Source organism: Mesorhizobium sp. M0715, assembly GCF_040320355.1.
GTDB lineage: Bacteria > Pseudomonadota > Alphaproteobacteria > Rhizobiales > Rhizobiaceae > Mesorhizobium.
The window spans coordinates 354,010-373,310 of sequence record NZ_JAMYPL010000002.1 but is presented as its reverse complement, the minus strand read 5'-3'; the positions used below and the strand labels follow the sequence as shown (position 1 = coordinate 373,310).

The window sequence follows — 19,301 nt, the reverse complement described above, 5'->3', positions numbered from 1 at the left end:
ATTAACTTGACAGGCATCAGCATTGTTTGCAAGTCTATATTCAAAATAACAGTTCAAATAATGAACCGACCACCAGAGTGCATGGGACAGGCCATTCGGCCGGCGAGCCTGAGGGTTTGCAAACAGGAGGGATCAATGACAGCAGTTGCAGAACAGGCGCCGGCCAACAGGCTGCGCAAGAACAGTCTTGGCGTCGGCGCCATCACCTTCATGGTGATTTCGGCGGCCGCCCCGCTCACGGCAGTCGCCGGCGGCACGCCGCTCGGCATGCTGATGGGCAATGGCGCCGGCTTTGCCGGCACCTATCTGATCGTGACGCTGCTGCTGCTTTTGTTCGCGGTGGGCTATGTCGCCATGTCACGCCATGTCGGCAATGCCGGCGCCTTCTATGCCTATGCCGCGCGCGGCCTCGGCAGCATGGCCGGCGGCGCCACGGCGCTGATCGCCATCCTGTCCTACAATGCCATGCAGATCGGGGTCATGGGCCTGCTCGGTGCCGCGACATCAGGCCTGTTCGCCGGCTGGGGCATCAATTTGCCCTGGTGGGTGTGGAGCTTCATCGCCATCGCGCTGGTGGCCGTGCTCGGCTACCGGCAGGTCGACCTCTCCGCCAAGATCCTGACGGTGCTGGTGCTGTGCGAATATCTTGTGGTGCTGGTCCTCGACATCGCCATCCTCAAGACCGGCGGCGACAGCGGCCTGTCGGCGGCGCCATTCAGCTGGAGCCAGATCGTCAGCGGCTCGCCGGCCATCGCCATCCTGTTCTGCTTTGCCGCCTTCATCGGTTTCGAGGCGACGACGATCTATGCCGAGGAGGCACGCGATCCAAAGATCACCATTCCGCGCGCCACCTACTTTTCGGTCGTGCTGATCGGTGTCTTCTACATGCTCACGGCATGGCTGATGGCGGTCGGCGCCGGTGTCGACAAGCTGCTGCCGACGCTGCAAGGGCTGCAGGATCCGACGACCTTCCTGTTCGGCCTGTCGGATCGTTACGCCGGCACGATGCTGTCGCAGGCGATGAGCATCCTGTTCGTGTCGAGCCTGTTTGCCGGCGTGCTGGCGTTCCACAATGCGGTTGCGCGCTATATCTATGTCTCGGGCCGCGAAAAACTGTTGCCGCAGACGGTCGGCGTGACGCATGCGGTGCACCAGAGCCCGCATGTCGCTTCCATCATCCAGAGCGTGCTCGCCGCGGTCGTCGTCGGCCTCTTCGCCGTGCTCGGCCTCGATCCGGTGCTGGCGCTGTTCTCCTGGCTGACCAACGTCGCGACACTCGGCGTCATCGTCATGATGGCGGTGGCCTCGCTTGCCGTGGTGATGTTCTTCCGCGCCAATCCATCGACGCAGGAGAACGCGATGAAGACCACCATCCTGCCCGGGCTGACCTTCATCGCCTTCGTCATCATCATCTACCTGATCGTCATCAATTTCGGCAGCCTGTCCGGGGCCGGCGGTTTCCTTGGCGTGTTCCTGCCGGGGCTGGTGCTGATCGCCGCGATCGTCGGCCTGCTGCTGGCCAGCGCGCTGAAGAGCCGCGATCCGGTCGCGTTCAAAAACCTCGGCCAGCCGCTGAAAGATTGAGAAAAGCAAAGGGGGGGCGTGCCACGCCGCCCCTTACACCACAAAGGGGAGTGGCGGATTTGAGCTTTGCCGAAAATATCACCGTCGAGGCATTGGAAGCAGATCCCTACCCGATCTATGCAGAGCTCAGGCGCAGTGCGCCGGTCACCTTCGTGCCGGCGGTCAATCTGTGGTTCGTCACCCGCTGGAAGGATGTCGAGAGCGTCGCCAAGTCTCCCGACATCTTCTCCGCCGTTGTCGGCTCGTCGCCCGTCGAGCGCTCCTTCGGCAAGCCGACCATCCTGACCACCGATGGCGAGACGCACAAACAGCTGCGACAGGGCGTCGACCCGAAATACCGGCCGCGCACCGTCGCCGCCTATGCCGGCGACCTCGTACGATCGATCGCCGAGCCCTACCTCGACCGGATCGCCGAACAGGGTGCGGCCGAACTAATGGCCGACTATTTCGAGCCGGTGTCGACGCTCAGCCTGGCGCGCTCGCTCGGCCTTGCCGACATCGAGATGCCGACGCTGCGCCGCTGGTTCTACGGCCTTGCCCAGGGCGCCATCAATTTCGAGAACGACCCGAAGCGGCAGGAGATCGCCGACGCGATCAGCGCCGAGGTCGGCGACGCCATCTTGCCGACGCTGGAAAGGCTTGTCCACGCACCGGATGATTCCGCGCTGTCGCATATGCTGCATGACGGCATGCCGGAGGGCACGACGCGGCCAATCGACTTCCTGATGCCGAGCATCAAGGTCATCCTGCTCGGTGGTATGCAGGAGCCCGGACATGGCGCCGGCTCGATCCTCGCCGGCCTGCTGGCCCATCCCGAGCAATTGCGACAGGTGCTCGCCGATCCCGAGACCTTCGTGCCCAAAGCGGTCGACGAGGGCCTGCGCTGGGTGGCGCCGATCGGCACGCAGACGCGGCAGACGACACAGGCGGTCGAGCTTGGCGGCGTGACGATTCCAGCCGGTGCCGCCGTCGCCGCACTCGTCTCCTCAGCAAGCCGCGACGAGAGCCGCTTTGCCGATCCCGACCGCTTCGACATCAACCGCGACGAAGGCAATCATGCCGCCTTCGGCTTCGGCCATCATTTCTGCTCGGGCCGGTTCTTCGCGCGTGAGCAGATGTGCCTTGCGGTAAGACTGCTGCTCCAGCGGTTCCCCGATCTCAGCCTTGTGCAGGGCAAGGAACCGGTGTTTCGCGGCTGGGAATTCCGCGCGCCAACCACATTGCATGTTTCCCTTGGAGTCCGTCACCCATGATCAGTCAGAGTGCCATCGACACGCTGCGCAAGACGGAGATCGGCGCGCGGGGCCTGTTCATCGATGGCGTGCAGATCGAGGCAACAAGCGGCGCAAGCCTGCCGGTGACGTCGCCGATCGACGGCCGACCTTTCGCCAGCATCGCCGACGGCAACGCCGCCGATATCGACCGCGCCGTGAAGTCGGCGCGCAAGGCGTTCGAGAAGGGCTCGTGGTCGCGATCAGCGCCGGCCTTTCGCAAGAAGGTGCTGACGAAATTCGCCGAGCTGGTCGAAAAGCATGCCGACGAGCTCGCCGTGCTCGGCGTGCGCGACAATGGCACCGAGATCGGCATGGCCTACAAGGCCGAACCGCTGTCGGCGGCAGGCACCATCCGCTACTACGCCGAGGCCATCGACAAGGTCTATGGCGAGATCGCGCCGACGGCCGACAATGTTCTGGGACTGATCCACAAGGAGCCGCTCGGCGTCGTCGGCGTCATCGTGCCGTGGAATTTTCCGCTGATGATCGGCGCCTGGAAGATTGCGCCGGCGCTTGCCGCCGGCAATTGCGTGGTGGTCAAGCCGCCGGAAATCGCTTCGCTGACGCTGCTGCGGCTGGCCGAACTGGCAAGCGAGGCCGGACTTCCCGCCGGTGTGCTTAATGTCGTCACCGGCCGTGGTTCGGTTACCGGCGAGGCGCTCGGCCTGCATATGGATGTCGACGCCATCGCCTTCACCGGTTCCGGCCCGGTCGGCCGACGGCTGCTCGAATATTCCGCTCGCTCCAACCTGAAACGCGCCTTCCTCGAACTCGGCGGCAAGTCGCCCAACATCGTCTTTGCCGATGCTCCCGACCTGAAACAGGCGGCGGTCGTCTCGGCCAACGGCATTTTTCGCAATTCCGGCCAGGTCTGCGTCGCCGGCTCGCGCCTGCTCGTCCAGGCGTCGGTCTATGACCGTTTCATGGACGAACTTGTCGCGGCAACGACGCAGCTGAAAGTCGGCGATCCGCTCGATCTCGCCAGCGACATCGGTGCGGTATCGAGCGCCGAACAGCTGGACAAGAACCTCGGTTTCGTCACCAGGGCGACGGAAGAAGGTGCCCGTCTCGTCACCGGCGGCAAGCGGATCCTGACCGAGACCGGCGGCAGCTACATGGCGCCGACGATCTTCGAGAACGTCACGCAAGACATGCAGCTTGCGCGTGAGGAGGTGTTCGGGCCCGTACTCGGCGTCATGCGCTTCGAAACCGAGGAGGAGGCGGTTCGGCTTGCCAATTCGACCGTCTACGGGCTTGCCTCCGCGGTGTGGACCGCCAACCTCTCCACCGCGCATCGCATGGTGCGCGCCATCAATGCCGGCGTCGTCCACGTCAACACCTATGGCGGCGCCGACATCACCGTGCCGCTCGGCGGCGTCAAGCAGTCGGGCTTCGGCCGCGACAAGTCGCTGCACGCGCTGGAGAAATATCTGGAACTCAAGACCGCGTGGATCGCGCTTTGAGACCAACCGTGGCGCTGGCCTGCCTCCGAATCTGACCTTCCCACGGAGATGCCCAGGATCGCCTTAGATCCGGCGGCGGTCGGCCGAGCGCCGTCTTGTTCTCTCTTCGTTGGAATTTTTGAGAGAATATTCCTGGCTTTGGCGAGAACGGCGAAACGCGTTCTTTGATTAAATCAATAGAATTCCTGACGATGTGATCAAGGCTAGGCAGTCCGCTTGGCCGCATGACTTCACAACCGCAGAGATCAATCATGTCCGACTTCAAAAACACTTTGCCATCTTCCTCAGGGTCAACCATCAGCCGGCGCAGCGGCTTGGCTCTGCTGTTCGCATCGGCCGTCGCGGTCGGCAGCTTGATGGCGCCGCATGCTTCGTTCGCCGAGGACAAGAAGGCGATCAAGGTCGGCATCATCAGCGGCGAGGACGAGGATGTCTGGCGCGTCGTCGTCGCCCAGGCGGCCGAAAAGGGCCTCGCCATCGAGACCGTGGTGTTCAACGACTACACCCAGCCCAACGAGGCGCTGGAGCGCGGCGAAATCGACGCCAACGCCTTCCAGCACCAGCCCTATCTCGACAACCAGATCAAGACTCAAGGCTATCACATCGTGCGTGTCGGCTATACCGGCGTCTGGCCGATCGGCCTCTACTCGAAGAAGTACAAAGCAGTCGCCGACCTGCCCGAGGGCGCGGTCGTCGGCGTGCCGAACGACCCATCCAACGAAGGCCGGGCGCTGCGCGTGCTGCAGAACGAGGGCGTGATCAAGCTGAAAGACGGCACCGGCATTCTGGCCACCACCGCCGACATCGCCGAGAATGCGAAGAAGGTGGTGATCAAGGAACTCGACGCCGGCATCGTCGGCCGCTCGGTCGAGGATCTCGACGCGGCCGTGGTCAACACCGACTGGGCGCTGAAAAGCGGCCTGACGCCGGAAAACCGCATCGCGCAGGAGCCCATCGCCGACAATCCCTACCGCAACTTCATCGCGGTGAAGGCCGGCAATGAGAACGAGGCCTGGGTGAAGACACTGGTCGCGTCCTATCAGAACGAGGCGGTGAAGGCAGAGTTCGACAAGGTCTACAAGGGCACCGGCCTCAGCGCCTATTGATCCGATCCTCGGCCGGAAGTCCGGTTCGAGAGCAACAGCGGTTCGCGCTCAGGCGCGGGCCGCGATTGCGTTTTCGGAGAACAGGAACATTCATGAACCAGCATATCACGGCATCCGGGGACACCGCCGATCCGACCCAGGCCCGGCCCGACGCGTCTCAGGACGTCGTGCGCCTTGTCGACCTGAAGCGCCGCTTCGGTGTGACGCCGGCGCTCGACGGCGTGTCGCTGACGGTGCGCAAGGGCGAGATCCTCGGCATCATCGGCCGCAGCGGCGCCGGCAAATCGACGTTGATCCGCTGCCTGAACGGGTTGGAACGGCCTGACTCCGGCGAGGTGTTCATCGAGGGCCGCGAGATCAGCCGGCTAGGCGAGCGCGACCTGCAGCCGTTGCGGCGACGCATCGGCATGATCTTCCAGCATTTCAACCTGCTGTCGGCCAAGACCGTCGAGGACAATGTGGCGCTACCGCTCAAGATCGAGGGGCGCCCGAAAGCCGAGAGGCTGAAGCGCGCCGCCGAACTGCTCGATCTCGTCGGCCTGTCGGAGAAAGCAAAAGCCTATCCGGCGTCGCTGTCGGGTGGCCAGAAGCAGCGCGTCGGCATCGCCAGGGCGCTGGCAGCACGGCCGGCGCTGCTTTTGTCGGATGAAGCCACTTCGGCGCTCGATCCGGAGACGACGCGCTCGATCCTTGCGCTGCTCAGGGATATCAACCGGCAGCTCGGCCTGACCATCCTGCTGATCACCCATGAGATGGAGGTGATCCGCTCGATCGCCGACCGCGTGGCGGTGATCGATGCCGGGCGCATCGTCGAGGAAGGCCCGGTCTGGTCGGTGTTCGCCGACCCGCGCTCGGACATCACCAGAAGCCTGCTCGGCGCCATCCGGCCGCAGCTGCCAGCCGAACTGGCGGCCCGGCTGCTGCCGGGGGCCGGCGCGGAGACGATCCTGCGCGTGGATGTGGCCGGCGAAGCGGCAAGCGGGCCATTGCTGTCCGACCTTGCCACGGCTGTTCCAGGCACCTTCCGCCTCGTCCATGGCGGCATCGACCATATCCAGCAGCAGCCGGTCGGCACGCTGTTCCTTTCGGTTCCCGGCAGCGATGCAAATCATCTCGCTGACATCATCACATTCCTGAAGGCCCGCCAGGCGCGGGTGGAGGTGCTTGGCCATGTCGCCGATCCTGTTTGAACTTCTGCTGCGTTCGATCTGGGAGACGGTGCTGATGACGGCCGCCTCCGGCCTCATCTCGCTGGTCTTCGGCCTGCCGCTCGGCCTGGCCTTGATCGCCACCGAACGCGGCGGGATTGCCGAAAGCCTGTGGGTGAACCGGTCGCTTGGCGCCGTCATCAACGGCTTCCGTTCGGTGCCCTTCATCATTCTTCTGGTCGCGCTCATCCCGGTGACGCGGCTGATCGTCGGCACCTCGATCGGCACATGGGCGGCCATCGTGCCGCTGTCGATCGCCGCCACGCCCTACTATGCGCGCATCGCCGAAGTGTCGCTGCGCGAAGTCGATCGCGGGCTGATCGAGGCGGCGCGCGCCATGGGCGGCAACCGCTGGACGATCATCCGCGAGGTGCTGGTGCCGGAAGCCCTGCCCGGCATTGTCGCCGGCTTCACGGTGACGCTGGTGACGCTGATCGGTGCCTCGGCCATGGCCGGCGCCATCGGTGCCGGCGGCCTCGGCGACCTCGCAATCCGCTACGGCTATCAACGATTTGAGACGTCCATCATGATCGCCGTGGTCATCGTGCTGATCGTCCTGGTCTGCGGCATCCAGTGGGCGGGGGACCGGCTGGTGGCGAGGCTGGATCGGCGGGGGTGAAAGACTGGCTGGTGGCACGGCCGCGTACGGGATAGGCGGAGGCATCCCCGCCACCAAACCGTCTGACACCCGGCTTCACCCGCCAAAGCTGCCCAGCCGCGTCGGCTGCGTGTAGTTGCGGTCGACATAGAGCAGGGCCGAACCGCCGCTGCCGTGCCGGACATCGATGACGCGGCCGATCATGACATTGTGCGTGCCGACGATATGCACAGTCTCGATCTCGCAATCGAAATTGACGATCGCATCCGACAGCGCCGGCGTACCGGAGGTCAGCGTCTGCCAGCGTGCGGCGGAGTAGCGCGCTTCCATGTCCCTGGTCGCGCCGGCGAACTTTCCCGCCAGATGCATTTGGTCATGCGTCAGCACGTTGACGCAGAAGCGCTGGTTGGACAGGAACATGGCGGCCTGCGTCGAGCGCCCGTTCATGCACACCAGCAGCGTCGGCGGCTCGTCGGAGACGCTGCACATGGCGGTGGCGGTGAAGCCGCCGCGCCCTGCCGGGCCATCGGTGGTGACGATGTTGACCGGCGCGCAGACCCTCGCCATGGCGTCGCGGAAATCGGTTTTCGAAATCTGCGTGGCCATCTGGTTTCACTCGGCCGTTGAGACAAGCGGATTGAACCAGGTATCGCCCGTCCAGCCATTCTCGTCATAGTCGGCCATGCAGGTGTCGACGAGCTCTTCCATCGCCTTCAGCCGCCCGCCGCGTTCAGCTCCTTTCAGCACCTGCAGCCGCACCTCTTCCGGCGCGCCGGCATAGTTGAGCTCGTAGAGCGCGTGACGGCCGCCGAACTCGGTGCCGGTCGCGTCCCACAAAAGCTTCATGATCTTGATGCGCTCGATGTGGCCCATGTCGTTGGAGCCGCGCACATATTGCGCCAGATACTTGTCGATCTCGGGGTTGTTGAAGTCGCGCACCGACGACGGCAGGTAGATCAGCCCGGACGCGATCACCCGGCGCACGGTGTCGATGACGCGCGGATAGGCTTCCGACATGAAGGTGCGGTAGGCGAGCGCGGCTTCCAGATTGGGCAGCACCGCACCATTCGCCCACGGGATCGGGTTGTAGGCCATGGCGTTGGAAAAGCTCCAGAACATGTGCCGCAGTGCAATGACCTCGCCCAGTGCCGCCTGGTTGCCGCGGAAAGCATCGCCGCCCGTGGCGCGCAGCGCCTTGGCCAGCAGGCCGGCGAGGAAATCGAGCTTGACGGCGAAACGCGTGCAGCCCTGGAAGCAGTAGCCATGCATGAAGCCGGACGCCGGGTGGAAGGACAGGATCTTCTGCGCATCGCGCAGCACCAGCACGTCCTCCCAGGGGATGAAGACATTGTCGAGCACCAGGATCGCGTCGTTCTCGTCGAAGCGTGACGACAGCGGATAGTCGAACGGCGCCGCCACCGTGTTGGCCGTCTGCTCGTAGGAGACGCGGCAGAACATCTTTATCCCCGGCGCATTCATCGGCACGATGAACATCACCGACAGCGACGGATCCTCGGTGACCGTCGCCGATCCCTGCGCCAGGAAGTTATAGTGCGTCAGCGCCGAGGACGTCGCCACCACCTTGGCGCCGGAGACGTAGATGCCGGCATCCGTCTCCTTGGTGATGTGGACGAAGACGTCCTTCACCTGTTCGGCCGGCTTGTGGCGGTCAATCGGCGGGTTGACGATGGCATGGTTCATGAACAGCACGGCTTCCTGGGCACGCCTGTGCCAGGACAGGGCATTGTCCCTGAACGGCCCGTACCAGTCTGCGTTGGCGCCGAGCGTATTCATCAGCGCCGCCTTGTAGTCGGGCGTGCGCCCCATCCAGCCATAGGACATGCGTGACCACTCGGCGATCGCCGTCTGCTGGGCGGCGAGTTCGCCAGAGGATTTGGCGACGCGGAAATATTTGTGGGTGTAGCCGCCCGAGCCGGTGTCGGTCGGCGAAGTCAGCGTGTCCCGTCGCAGGGGATCATGCAGCGCATCGTAGAGGCGCGCCAGCGACCGCGCCGAATTGCGCATCGACGGGTGCGTGGTGACATCGGCAATGCGTTCGCCATTGATATAGACCTCGCGGCCGTCGCGCAGGCTCTCCAGATACTCGGCCCCGGTGAACGGCCGTGCCTTGTCGACGCGGAAGTCTTCTGATCGCATGATGGTCCTCCTCTTGAGTCGCAACACTAGCGCCTTGGGCATGCATTGGTTATGGACGGAACGGCAAAACCGATTGGACTTTTTCAGGCGCCATGAGCCAGAATTCCATCCCCGACTTCTTCGTCTATGGCGAGCCTGTGCGGCCGCTCGATGTCGGTTTCCTGCATGTCGAGACGGTGCTTGCGCGCAGCAATATCCATCTTGGTCAGGTTGCGGCGCACAAGCATCCGCAGATGGGCCAGATCACCTACTGGACCAGCGGCTCCGGCACCTACCGTATCGAAGACCGGTCCTGGGACTTTTCGGCGCCTGCCGTCAGCTTCGTGCCGAGCGCTGTCGTGCATGGCTTCTCGATCGGACCCGGCACCGATGCCTTCGTCGTCTCGGTCGCCGACGGCGCGCTCGCGGCCATCGCCGCTCACAGCCTGCTGCCGCTGGACAGGCCGGTCTTTGCCGACGGTCTGCCACGACACGCAGCGTGGGCGAGACTGGCGGCGGTGCTGGAGATGATCGCCGCCGAATATGCCGAGGCGCAAGCCGGCAATGACAGGGTCCTGCCGGCGCTGATCGCCGTCGCACTCTCCCAAATTGCGCGCCTCAGCCCCGGCGTGACCGCCTCCGCCGCCTCTTCCGATGCTTCGCTGGCGCGGGGCCTGCGTCGGCTCGCCGACACGCATTTCCGCGACAACTGGCCGGTCGATCGCTACGTCGAGGCGCTGGCCACCACGCCGCATCTTCTCGACAAGGCTGCCCATGCGGTTCTGGGCGCCGGCGTCAAGCGGGTCGTCAGCGAAAGGCGGCTGCTGGAGGCCAAGCGCCTGCTGCTGTTCACCGTACGCACGGTGGAGGACATCGCCTACGAGATCGGCTTCGACGACCCGGCGTATTTTTCACGGTTCTTTCGCGCGCGAGTCGGCGAAGCGCCCGCCGCCTGGCGCCGGAAGCACTTGCAGGGCCATTGATCCTGCGTGAAATGCAGACCCCGTGACGCGCAATCCTCGATGTTGCAGCCACAGCCACTTTTTCGTGAAGCTGAACGGGTTGATCCCTTCGCCTGCCTGCCTAGGTAGAAAGGAGCGGCGGGTGCCACGCAAATCTGACATCGGACCAATCTGACGGTCGGCATGATATTTTCCTGCATTCAAAAGCTTGCCCTTCCTATTCTCTTCGTTGGCATCCAGTCTTCCTGCGTCGTTCCCGACGATACGTCGCGCGTGGCCAAGGTTGACCCCACCGCGGCGGCGGCTCGCAAGGAGATGGTCGGCCTCAGCGAAGCCGACGTCCGCATGTGCGCGGGGTTTCCGACCGCCACCGCGGACGCCGGCCGATCGGGCCAGATCTGGTCCTATAAGCGCGTCGTTCAGCGCGGCAATCTCAGCATCGTCGTCCCAACCATGGCATTGGGCGCGATCCCGGCGGTCGGTGGCTCCGTCAATGTCGCTCCCGGCGGTTATTGCGATACGCAAATTCGCATGGTCGACGGTCGCGTCGCCGAAGTTGCCTACGCCGGCGACAACAATATGCCGAACAGGCGCGACGCGCTTTGTGTCAGCACGGTGGACGCCTGCGTGACCTATGCGCGTCAACACGGTCAGAGGCCAGTGGCAGCGAAACGGCGATGACGGTCACGCAAATATCGTTGAGGGCTTGACTGACCCGCCGGACAGAATACGCTAGCGCAAAATACCGGCTCTGATCGCCGGGCGGCAAGAATGCCTCGTATGCCTCGCCCTCCCGGCGCTGGCTGCGAGGCATTGTCATTTTGGGGATCTGTTTGAAACGGCGTATCGAGATCGGCATCCTATATTCCCGCTCGGGGAGCTATCAGCTCGTCTCCGATGCGTGCCGCATCGGCGCCATGCGCGCCATCGCCGACATCAACGCCGATCGCAGCTCAGGTATCGAACTGGTGCCGGTCGAGCGCGATCCGCAAAGCAATGCCGACCGCTACGCAACGCTGTGCGAGGATATTTTCAGGACCAGCAGCGCGCGCCATGTCGTCGGGTGCGTCACCTCGTGGAGCCGCAAGGAAACCATTCCGGTGCTCGAGAAGGCGGGCGGCATGCTGTGGTACGCCTGCCCCTATGAGGGCTTCGAGGCCAACGAGCACGTCGTCTACATGCACGCCTGCCCCAACCAGCATCTGGTGCCGTTGATGGCGCATGTCGTGCCGCGTTTCGGCGCCAACGGTTTCCTGCTTGGCTCGAACTATATCTGGGGCTGGGAGATGAACCGCGTCGCCCGCGACCTGATCGCCGATGCCGGCGGCAAGGTTCTGGGCGAACGCTATCTGCGCATCGGCGAGACCGACGTGTCGCGTCTGATCGCGGAAATCCGCGCCACGCGGCCGAACTTCATCCTCAACAACCTGATCGGCACCTCGTCCTACGCCTTCCTCGCGGCCTATCGCGACCTAGGTCACGAGGATGCCGCCTTCAGTCCCGAGACTTGTCCCGTCATCTCCTGCAACCTCACCGAAGGTGAGCTGCCGGCGATCGGTGAATCCGGCAAGGGACATCTATCGGTCGGGCCGTACTTCGCGCCGCGGCCGGCCGCCTTCGCCTCGTCTTTCGAGGCCTCCGCCTATGCCTCCGTGCAGGTGATGGCCGACGTGCTCTCCAGCAATCCCGAAGCCGGTCCGGCGGAATTTTCCAGAGCCTTCGCAGAACGCCGCTTCTCCACCCGGCTCGGGCCGATCGCCATCGACGCGCACTCGCAGCACGCCACATTGCCGGTGATCATCGGGCGGATCGCGGACGGCTTCTTCGAGGTCGTCAGCCGCGAAGACGAAGTCGCGCCGGATCCCTATCTGTCGCGCTACGACCCGGCAAAAACATTCGGCCGCCCACGCCTGAGGGTGGTGTCGTGACGAGAGCCCCACGCATCCCCAATCTCGGCGGCGCCAAGGCGTTTATCCTGCATCGCCCGCATCCGACGGTGCAGGCGATCACCAGGCAATTGTCGGCCATCGGCCTGATCACGCTGGACTGCTGGCCGGAACTGCCGCCCGAGGCGCTGGCGGCCGATTTCGTGTTCTTCGACGCCGATCTCGGTTTCGACGAGCAGTTCCCCTGGAAGCCGGGCGAGGCGCCGATGCCGCTGGTGGCGCTGATCGGCTCCGAGGCGCCGGGCCGCATCGAATGGGCGCTGTCGCACAAGGCCGATGCCCAGCTCCTGAAGCCGGTCGGCAATGCCGGCGTCTACAGCGCGCTGCTGATCGCGCGCCAGAGTTTCGAGGCGCGAAAACACCTGGCCAGTGAGATTGCCTCGCTTCGCCAGCGCGTCGCCGAGCGCCAGACCATCGTGCGCGCGGTCACCGCACTGGCGAAAGGCACCGATGACGGCCGCGCCTATGCGCAGCTTCGCTCGCTGGCTATGAGCTGGCAGATCAGCGTCGAGGATGCCGCGCGGCGGATCGTGGCAATGACAAGTGAAGAAGCAACAGGGGAAGAAGGCGGCGATGACCAGTCCCATCGCGCCTGATCTCACCGCGCCAGGGCGCATGCCGGTCAAACCACGCGCCGGCGTCTGGCGCCGGCTGGTCAGGCGCCGTCTCGCACTGCTTGGGCTGATGATCGTCGCCATTGTCGTTGCCGGCGCCGTGCTGGCGCCATGGCTGACTGGCTATGATCCCAACGAGCAGATGTTCGACGGCCTGACCATCGAGGGCTCGCCCTTGCCGCCGGATGCAAAATTCTGGCTGGGCACCGACCTGCTCGGCCGTGACCTGTTGACCCGCATCCTCTACGGCGCCCGCACCTCGCTGATCATCGGCATCGTCGCCAATGGCGTGGCGCTGTTCATCGGCACGCTGGTCGGTGTTGTCGCCGGCTATTTCCGTGGCTGGATCGGCAGCGCGCTGATGCGCTTCACGGATTTGATGATGGCGTTTCCGGCACTGCTGCTCGCCATTTGCCTGGCGGCGGTGTTCGAGCCCAGCCTGTGGATCGTCGCCATGGTCATCGCGCTGGTCAACTGGGTGCAGACCGCCCGCGTCATCTACACCGAAACCTCTTCGCTGGCCGAGCGCGAATTCATCGACGCCGAACGCACCATAGGGGCGAGTGCACCGCGCATCCTGTTTCGCCATATCCTGCCGCATCTGCTGCCGACCATCATCGTCTGGGGCACGCTCGGCATCTCGACCACGGTGCTGCTCGAGGCGACACTCTCCTTCCTCGGCATCGGCGTGCAGCCGCCGACGGCGTCGTGGGGCAACATCATCTTCGAGAACCAGACCTATTTCCAGGCCGCACCCTGGCTGGTGTTCTTCCCCGGTGCCGCGATCCTGGCGCTGGCGCTGGCCTTCAACCTGATCGGCGACGCACTGCGCGACATCCTCGATCCGACGCAGAGGGGCCGGGCATGATCGCCTATCTCGGCCGCCGCCTGATCCAGTCGCTGCTGATCCTGCTCGGCGTCTCGCTGATCACTTTCGCGCTGCTCTATCTCCTGCCCGCCGATCCGGTGCGCCAGATCGCCGGTCGCAGCGCCACGCCGCAGACGGTCGAGAACATCCGCCAGCAGCTCGGCCTCGACCAGCCCTTCATCGTCCAGTACTGGCGCTATCTCACGAAGCTCATCAGCGGCGATCTCGGCCGCTCCTACATCCAGCGCTCCGAAGTCACCGAGCTGATCGTCTCACGGCTGCCGGCCAGCTTGTTGCTGATGGTCGGCGCCATCCTGTGCGAGCTGCTGCTCGGCCTGAGCATGGGCCTGATCGCTGCCGTCAAGCGCGGTACCGCCACCGACCAGACGCTGATGGTCGCCTCCTTCGTCGGCGTTTCGGCGCCGCAATTCGTCGTCGGCCTGCTGCTGCTCTACGTCTTTGCCGTGCGGCTCAGCTGGTTCCCGATCGGCGGCTATGGCACCTGGCGTCATCTCGTGCTGCCGTCGCTGACCATGGGCATACTCGGCGCCGGCTGGTACGCCCGCATGATGCGCTCGTCGATGATCGATGTTCTGCGCCAGGATTATGTCCGCACCGCCCGCGCCAAGGGCCTGGCGCGGCGAGCCATCCTGTTCCGCCATGCACTGCCCAACGCCATCCTGCCGGTCATCGCCATGATCGGCATCGACATCGGCATCTTCATGGGTGGCATTGTCGTCGTCGAAAGCGTGTTCGGCTGGCCTGGCATTGGCCAGCTGGCGTGGCAGGCCATCCAGCGCGTGGACATCCCGATCATCATGGGCGTCACCCTGATCTCGGCCTTCGCCATCGTGCTCGGTAATCTGCTGGCCGACGTCATCGCGCCCTTCATCGACCCCCGCATCAAGCTCAGATGAAAATGAAAACCAGATAGAGAAAGGGAACATAAAAATGAAAAAGTTTCTCGCATCCACGGTAGCGGTATCGGCGCTGGCGCTGATGCTCGGCATGACAAGTGTTCGCGCCGAAGACGCCGTCGACCCGAACGCCAAGCAGGGCGGCGCCATCACCATCACCTACAAGGACGATGTCGCCACGCTCGATCCGGCGATCGGTTATGACTGGCAGAACTGGTCGATGATCAAGAGCCTGTTCGACGGGCTGATGGACTACGAGCCGGGCACCACCAATTTGAAACCCGACCTCGCCGAAAGCTACGAGATCTCGCCCGACGGCAAGACCTTCACCTTCAAGCTGCGCCATGGCGTGAAATTTCACAATGGCCGCGAAATGACCGCCGACGACGTGAAATATTCGCTCGACCGCGTCACCAATCCAAAGACCCAGAGCCCCGGCGCCGGCTTTTTCGGCTCGATCAAGGGCTATGACGATGTCGCCGCCGGCAAGGCCGAGAGCCTCTCCGGCGTCACCGTCGTCGACCCCTACACGGTCAAGTTCGAACTGACCCGCCCCGACGCAACCTTCCTGCATGTCATGGCCATCAACTTCTCGCATGTCGTGCCGAAGGAAGAGGTCGAGAAATACGGCGCCGATTTCGGCAAGCATCCGGTCGGCACCGGCGCCTTCAAGCTCGCCGAGTGGACACTCGGCCAGCGCATCGTCTTCGAGCGCAATGCGGACTATTGGCACAAGGGCCTGCCGCATCTGGACAAGATCACCTTCGAGATCGGCCAGGAGCCGATCGTTGCGCTGCTGCGCCTGCAGAAGGGCGAGATCGACGTGCCCGGCGACGGCATTCCGCCGGCAAAATTCCAGGAGGTGATGGCTGATCCCGAGCAGAAGGCGCGCGTCGTCGAAGGCGGCCAGCTGCACACCGGCTATGTCACCATGAACACCACCATGGCGCCGTTCGATAATGTGAAGGTGCGCCAGGCGGTCAACATGGCGATCAACAAGGCGCGCGTGATCCAGATCATCAACGGCCGCGCCGTGCCGGCCAATCAGCCGCTGCCGCCGTCGATGCCGGGCTACGACAAGGAATACAAGGGCTATCCCTATGACGTCGCCAAGGCCAAGGCCCTGCTTGCCGAGGCCGGCCATCCCGATGGTTTCGAGACGCAATTGTTCGCCATGAACACCGATCCCAACCCGCGCATCGCCCAGGCGATCCAGCAGGACCTGGCGGCCATCGGCATCAAGGCCAGCATCCAGTCGCTCGCCCAGGCAAACGTCATTGCCGCCGGCGGCGACAAGGCCGGCGCACCGATGATCTGGTCCGGCGGCATGGCCTGGATCGCCGATTTCCCCGATCCGTCGAACTTCTACGGCCCGATCCTCGGCTGCGCCGGTGCGGTGCCGGGCGGCTGGAACTGGTCGTGGTATTGCAACAAGGATCTCGACGCCAAGGCGGCCGAGGCCGACTCGGTGGTCGATCCCGCCAAGGCTGGCGAACGCGACAAGATGTGGAGCGCCATCTACGACAAGGTGATGGAGGACGCGCCTTGGGCGCCGGTCTTCAACGAGCAGCGCTTCACCATGAAATCGGCGCGCATGGGCGGCGCCGACAACCTCTATGTCGACCCGGTCCATATCCCGATCAACTACGACAATGTGTACGTAAAAGATGTGCAATAACTGCGACTACACCATCCACGGGCGCCAACATCATTTCGGCTGGGACAATTCGTTTGCCCCGGCCGAGCGGGTGGCGCCCGGCTCGACCATCGAGTTCCAGTGCCTCGATTCCTCCGGTGGCCAGTTGCAGGCCGACAGCACGGTCGCCGACGTCGCCAAGCTCGACTTCGCCACCGTCAATCCGGTGACCGGGCCGATCTTCGTCGAGGGCGCCGAGCCGGGTGACGCACTGAAGGTGACGATCGAGATGTTCAAACCGTCCGGCTTCGGCTGGACGGCCAACATTCCGGGCTTCGGGCTGCTCGCCGACGACTTCAAGGAGCCGGCGCTGAACATCTGGAAGTACGACGCTGCCTCGCTCGAGCCGGCGCTGTTCGGCAAAAATGCGAGGGTGCCGCTGAAACCCTTCGCCGGCACCATCGGCAACGCCCTGGCGGAAAAGGGTCACCACTCGGTGGTCCCGCCAAGACGCGTCGGCGGCAATCTCGACATCCGCGATCTCGCCGCCGGCACCACGCTGTACCTGCCGGTGGAAGTGGCGGGCGCGCTGTTTTCGGTCGGCGACACCCATGCCGCGCAAGGTGATGGCGAGGTCTGCGGCACGGCGATCGAAAGCCCGATGAACGTCGTGCTCAAGCTCGATCTGGTCAAGGACGCCAGGCTGAAGACGCCGCGCTTCACCACGCCAGGCCCGGTGACGCGCCATCTCGACGCCAAGGGCTATGAGGTGACGACGGGAGTTGGGCCGGACCTGATGACGGGTGCAAAGGAGGCGGTTGCCCAGATGGTCGACCTGCTTTCCACCCGCTACAGAATAGACCCCGTCGAGGCCTACATGCTGGCCTCGGTCTGCGGCGATCTCCGCATCAGCGAGATCGTCGACATGCCGAACTGGGTGGTGTCGTTCTACTTCCCGCGCTGCGTGTTTGAATGAGGTTGGGCCGGCGCTGCACCCCCCTCTGTCCTGCCGGACATCTCCCCCGCAAGGGGGGAGATCGGATGTCACGACGGGCTTCGCCACTTTTCAACGGTGACGAATGGACGCCGCGGCAAAGCCGCCAATCTCCCCCCTTGCGGGGGAGATGTCCGGCAGGACAGAGGGGGGTGTGCCGGAGTAAATCCCCCTCCGGGTCACACGCGCAATGATCGCCGCCAGCAAACCCATACTCGACATCGCCAACCTCTGCGTCAGCGTGCGCGGTGAGGACGGCGAGCGCGAGGTCGTCTCCGACCTGTCGCTGACTTTGGCGCGTGGCGAGACGCTCTGCATTGCCGGTGAATCCGGCTCCGGCAAATCGATGACCGCACTGGCGATCATGCAGCTTCTGCCGCAGCCTGCCGCCCGGATTTCATCCGGCAAAGTCCATCTGGGCGATACAGATCTGACGACTCTGGACGAGCGCCGGATGCGGCGCATCCGCGGCGACCGCATCGCCATGATCTTCCAGGAGCCGATGACCTCGCTCAACCCGGTGCTGTCGATCGGCCGGCAGCTCACCGAATCCATCGAGGCACACACCAGCCTGTCGCAGGGCGAAGTCCGCCAGCGCGCCATCGAGGCTCTGAAAGCGGTGCGCATTTCGGAAGCCGAAAGCCGGCTGAAGCAGTTTCCGCACGAACTGTCCGGCGGCATGCGCCAGCGGGTGATGATCGCCATGGCGCTGGCGCTCGAGCCGGACGTGCTGATCGCCGACGAGCCGACGACGGCACTTGACGTCACCGTGCAAGGCGAGGTGCTGGAGCTGCTGCGCGACCTGCAGCGCCAGCACGGCACCAGCGTCATCCTGATCACCCACGACATGGGCGTGGTCGCAGAGATGGCCGACCGCGTCATCATCATGCGGCATGGCCGCATGGTCGAAGAGGGGAAAACCGCCGACATTTTTTCCAGGCCACAAGCCGACTACACGCGCGAACTGCTTGCCGCCGTACCGCGCATCGGCAGCGGCGTCGGCCGACAGACATCCAGGGAGGCCGAGGCGACGACGGCATCGGCCAATGTCGCCGAGGTCAAGGACCTGCATGTCCGCTTCGACCTGCATGGCGGTTTCTTCGGTCGGGTCAACCGGCGCGTTCACGCCGTCGAAGGCGTTAGCTTTTCGATCGCGGCCAACGAGACGCTGGCGCTGGTCGGCGAATCCGGTTGCGGCAAGTCGACCACCGCCAAGGCGCTGGCCGGACTGGTGCCCTACAGCGGAGGCGTCGTCATCGGCGGCCGCAATTTGTCTGGCCTTGGCCGCGACGAGCGTAAGGCGGTGCGCCGCGACGTGCAGATGATTTTTCAGGATCCCTACGCCTCGCTCGACCCGCGCATGCGCGTCGGCGAACTCGTCGCCGAGCCGCTGCTGATCCATGGCATCGCCTCGAAGCAAGAGCGCAGCGACCGTGTGGCCGCGCTGTTCGAGCGCGTCGGCCTGTCGGCCGATCAGATGGAACTCTATCCGCATGAATTCTCCGGCGGCCAGCGCCAGCGCGTCTGTATTGCGCGTGCCCTTGCGCTGCGGCCGAAGCTGATCATCGCCGACGAAAGCGTCTCGGCGCTCGACGTCTCGGTGCAGGCGCGCGTGCTCGATCTGTTGAAGGAATTGCAGCGCGAATTCGGCGTCGCCTATCTCTTCATCTCGCATGACATGGCTGTGGTCGAGAACATCTCCGACCGCGTCGCCGTCATGTATCTCGGCCAGATCGTCGAGATGGGCACGCGCGACCAGGTCTTTTCCAACCCGCGTCATCCCTACACCAGGCGGCTGATCGAAGCCGTGCCCGTGCCCGATCCGGCTAAGCGGCGAAGCCGCTTCGCCCGCCTCGACCAGGAGATCCCGAGCGCCACCCGCAGGATCGGCGAGGCGCCGTTGAAACTGGCGCTGAGGGATGTCGGCAACGGCCACCTCGTCGCCGCCGAGGGCTGAGGCAAGTACCGCCGCGGGTCGCGGTTCACGTGTTTGTG

Annotated in this window: 17 protein-coding genes; 15 read left to right on the top strand and 2 right to left on the bottom strand. The window is 64.4% G+C overall.

Going from position 1 to position 19,301, the window contains the following annotated elements; all coding sequences use genetic code 11:
* The first annotated feature begins 135 nt into the window (after positions 1-135).
* The 6 genes from NKI21_RS03705 (at position 136) to NKI21_RS03680 (ending at position 7,254) form a co-directional block, all read left to right on the top strand.
* Positions 136-1,584 (top strand): APC family permease, encoded by a 1,449-nt coding sequence (locus tag NKI21_RS03705; RefSeq protein WP_128305117.1) that lies wholly within the window; start codon positions 136-138, stop codon positions 1,582-1,584.
* A 59-nt stretch (positions 1,585-1,643) separates the two neighbouring features.
* Positions 1,644-2,837, top strand: a complete 1,194-nt coding sequence (locus NKI21_RS03700) for a cytochrome P450 (RefSeq protein ID WP_352864542.1) — start codon at positions 1,644-1,646, stop codon at positions 2,835-2,837.
* Positions 2,834-4,321, top strand: a complete 1,488-nt coding sequence (locus tag NKI21_RS03695) for an aldehyde dehydrogenase (RefSeq protein WP_352440632.1) — start codon at positions 2,834-2,836, stop codon at positions 4,319-4,321. Before NKI21_RS03700 ends, NKI21_RS03695 begins: the two co-directional genes overlap by 4 nt.
* A gap of 251 nt (positions 4,322-4,572) precedes the next feature.
* The gene (locus NKI21_RS03690) at positions 4,573-5,427 is read left to right on the top strand and encodes a MetQ/NlpA family lipoprotein (RefSeq protein ID WP_128305115.1); all 855 of its coding nucleotides are present in this window, start codon (positions 4,573-4,575) and stop codon (positions 5,425-5,427) included.
* A gap of 92 nt (positions 5,428-5,519) precedes the next feature.
* Entirely contained in the window at positions 5,520-6,617 is a 1,098-nt protein-coding gene (locus NKI21_RS03685; RefSeq protein WP_352440631.1) for a methionine ABC transporter ATP-binding protein, read from the top strand.
* Positions 6,598-7,254 carry a methionine ABC transporter permease gene (locus NKI21_RS03680; RefSeq protein WP_352440630.1) on the top strand — a complete coding sequence of 219 codons (657 nt, stop codon included), beginning with the start codon at positions 6,598-6,600 and terminating at the stop codon, positions 7,252-7,254. Before NKI21_RS03685 ends, NKI21_RS03680 begins: the two co-directional genes overlap by 20 nt.
* A 75-nt stretch (positions 7,255-7,329) precedes the next feature.
* On the opposite strand, the gene NKI21_RS03675 is transcribed toward NKI21_RS03680, so the two are convergent.
* Both NKI21_RS03675 and NKI21_RS03670 read right to left on the bottom strand, forming a co-directional pair.
* Entirely contained in the window at positions 7,330-7,839 is a 510-nt protein-coding gene (locus NKI21_RS03675; RefSeq protein WP_352440629.1) for a flavin reductase, read from the bottom strand.
* Positions 7,840-7,845: 6 nt separating this feature from the next.
* The gene (locus NKI21_RS03670) at positions 7,846-9,390 is read right to left on the bottom strand and encodes a 4-hydroxyphenylacetate 3-hydroxylase N-terminal domain-containing protein (protein ID WP_352440628.1); all 1,545 of its coding nucleotides are present in this window, start codon (positions 9,388-9,390) and stop codon (positions 7,846-7,848) included.
* A 92-nt stretch (positions 9,391-9,482) separates the two neighbouring features.
* Here NKI21_RS03670 and NKI21_RS03665 point away from each other — a divergent pair, with 92 nt between their 5' ends.
* The 9 genes from NKI21_RS03665 (at position 9,483) to NKI21_RS03625 (ending at position 19,263) form a co-directional block, all read left to right on the top strand.
* Positions 9,483-10,352 (top strand): helix-turn-helix domain-containing protein, encoded by an 870-nt coding sequence (locus NKI21_RS03665; RefSeq protein WP_352864536.1) that lies wholly within the window; start codon positions 9,483-9,485, stop codon positions 10,350-10,352.
* Between the two features lie 252 nt (positions 10,353-10,604).
* Entirely contained in the window at positions 10,605-11,012 is a 408-nt protein-coding gene (locus NKI21_RS03660) for a hypothetical protein (protein WP_245273201.1), read from the top strand.
* Between the two features lie 152 nt (positions 11,013-11,164).
* A complete protein-coding gene (locus NKI21_RS03655) occupies positions 11,165-12,259 on the top strand; it encodes a transporter substrate-binding protein (protein ID WP_023810824.1) in 1,095 nt (364 codons plus the stop codon).
* Entirely contained in the window at positions 12,256-12,873 is a 618-nt protein-coding gene (locus NKI21_RS03650) for an ANTAR domain-containing response regulator (protein ID WP_023810823.1), read from the top strand. Before NKI21_RS03655 ends, NKI21_RS03650 begins: the two co-directional genes overlap by 4 nt.
* Positions 12,874-12,892: 19 nt before the next feature.
* The gene (locus NKI21_RS03645) at positions 12,893-13,759 is read left to right on the top strand and encodes an ABC transporter permease (RefSeq protein WP_196815320.1); all 867 of its coding nucleotides are present in this window, start codon (positions 12,893-12,895) and stop codon (positions 13,757-13,759) included.
* Positions 13,756-14,676, top strand: coding sequence for an ABC transporter permease (locus NKI21_RS03640; protein WP_023810821.1), 921 nt, complete (start codon positions 13,756-13,758; stop codon positions 14,674-14,676). Before NKI21_RS03645 ends, NKI21_RS03640 begins: the two co-directional genes overlap by 4 nt.
* Before the next feature lie 82 nt (positions 14,677-14,758).
* Positions 14,759-16,354, top strand: coding sequence for an ABC transporter substrate-binding protein (locus tag NKI21_RS03635; RefSeq protein ID WP_502895179.1), 1,596 nt, complete (start codon positions 14,759-14,761; stop codon positions 16,352-16,354).
* Positions 16,344-17,288: an acetamidase/formamidase family protein gene (locus NKI21_RS03630; protein ID WP_023810819.1), complete on the top strand. Its 945-nt coding sequence runs from the start codon at positions 16,344-16,346 to the stop codon at positions 17,286-17,288. Before NKI21_RS03635 ends, NKI21_RS03630 begins: the two co-directional genes overlap by 11 nt.
* A 208-nt stretch (positions 17,289-17,496) precedes the next feature.
* On the top strand, positions 17,497-19,263 hold the full coding sequence (locus NKI21_RS03625; protein WP_023810818.1) for an ABC transporter ATP-binding protein: 1,767 nt from the start codon (positions 17,497-17,499) through the stop codon (positions 19,261-19,263).
* The last annotated feature ends 38 nt before the right edge of the window (positions 19,264-19,301 follow it).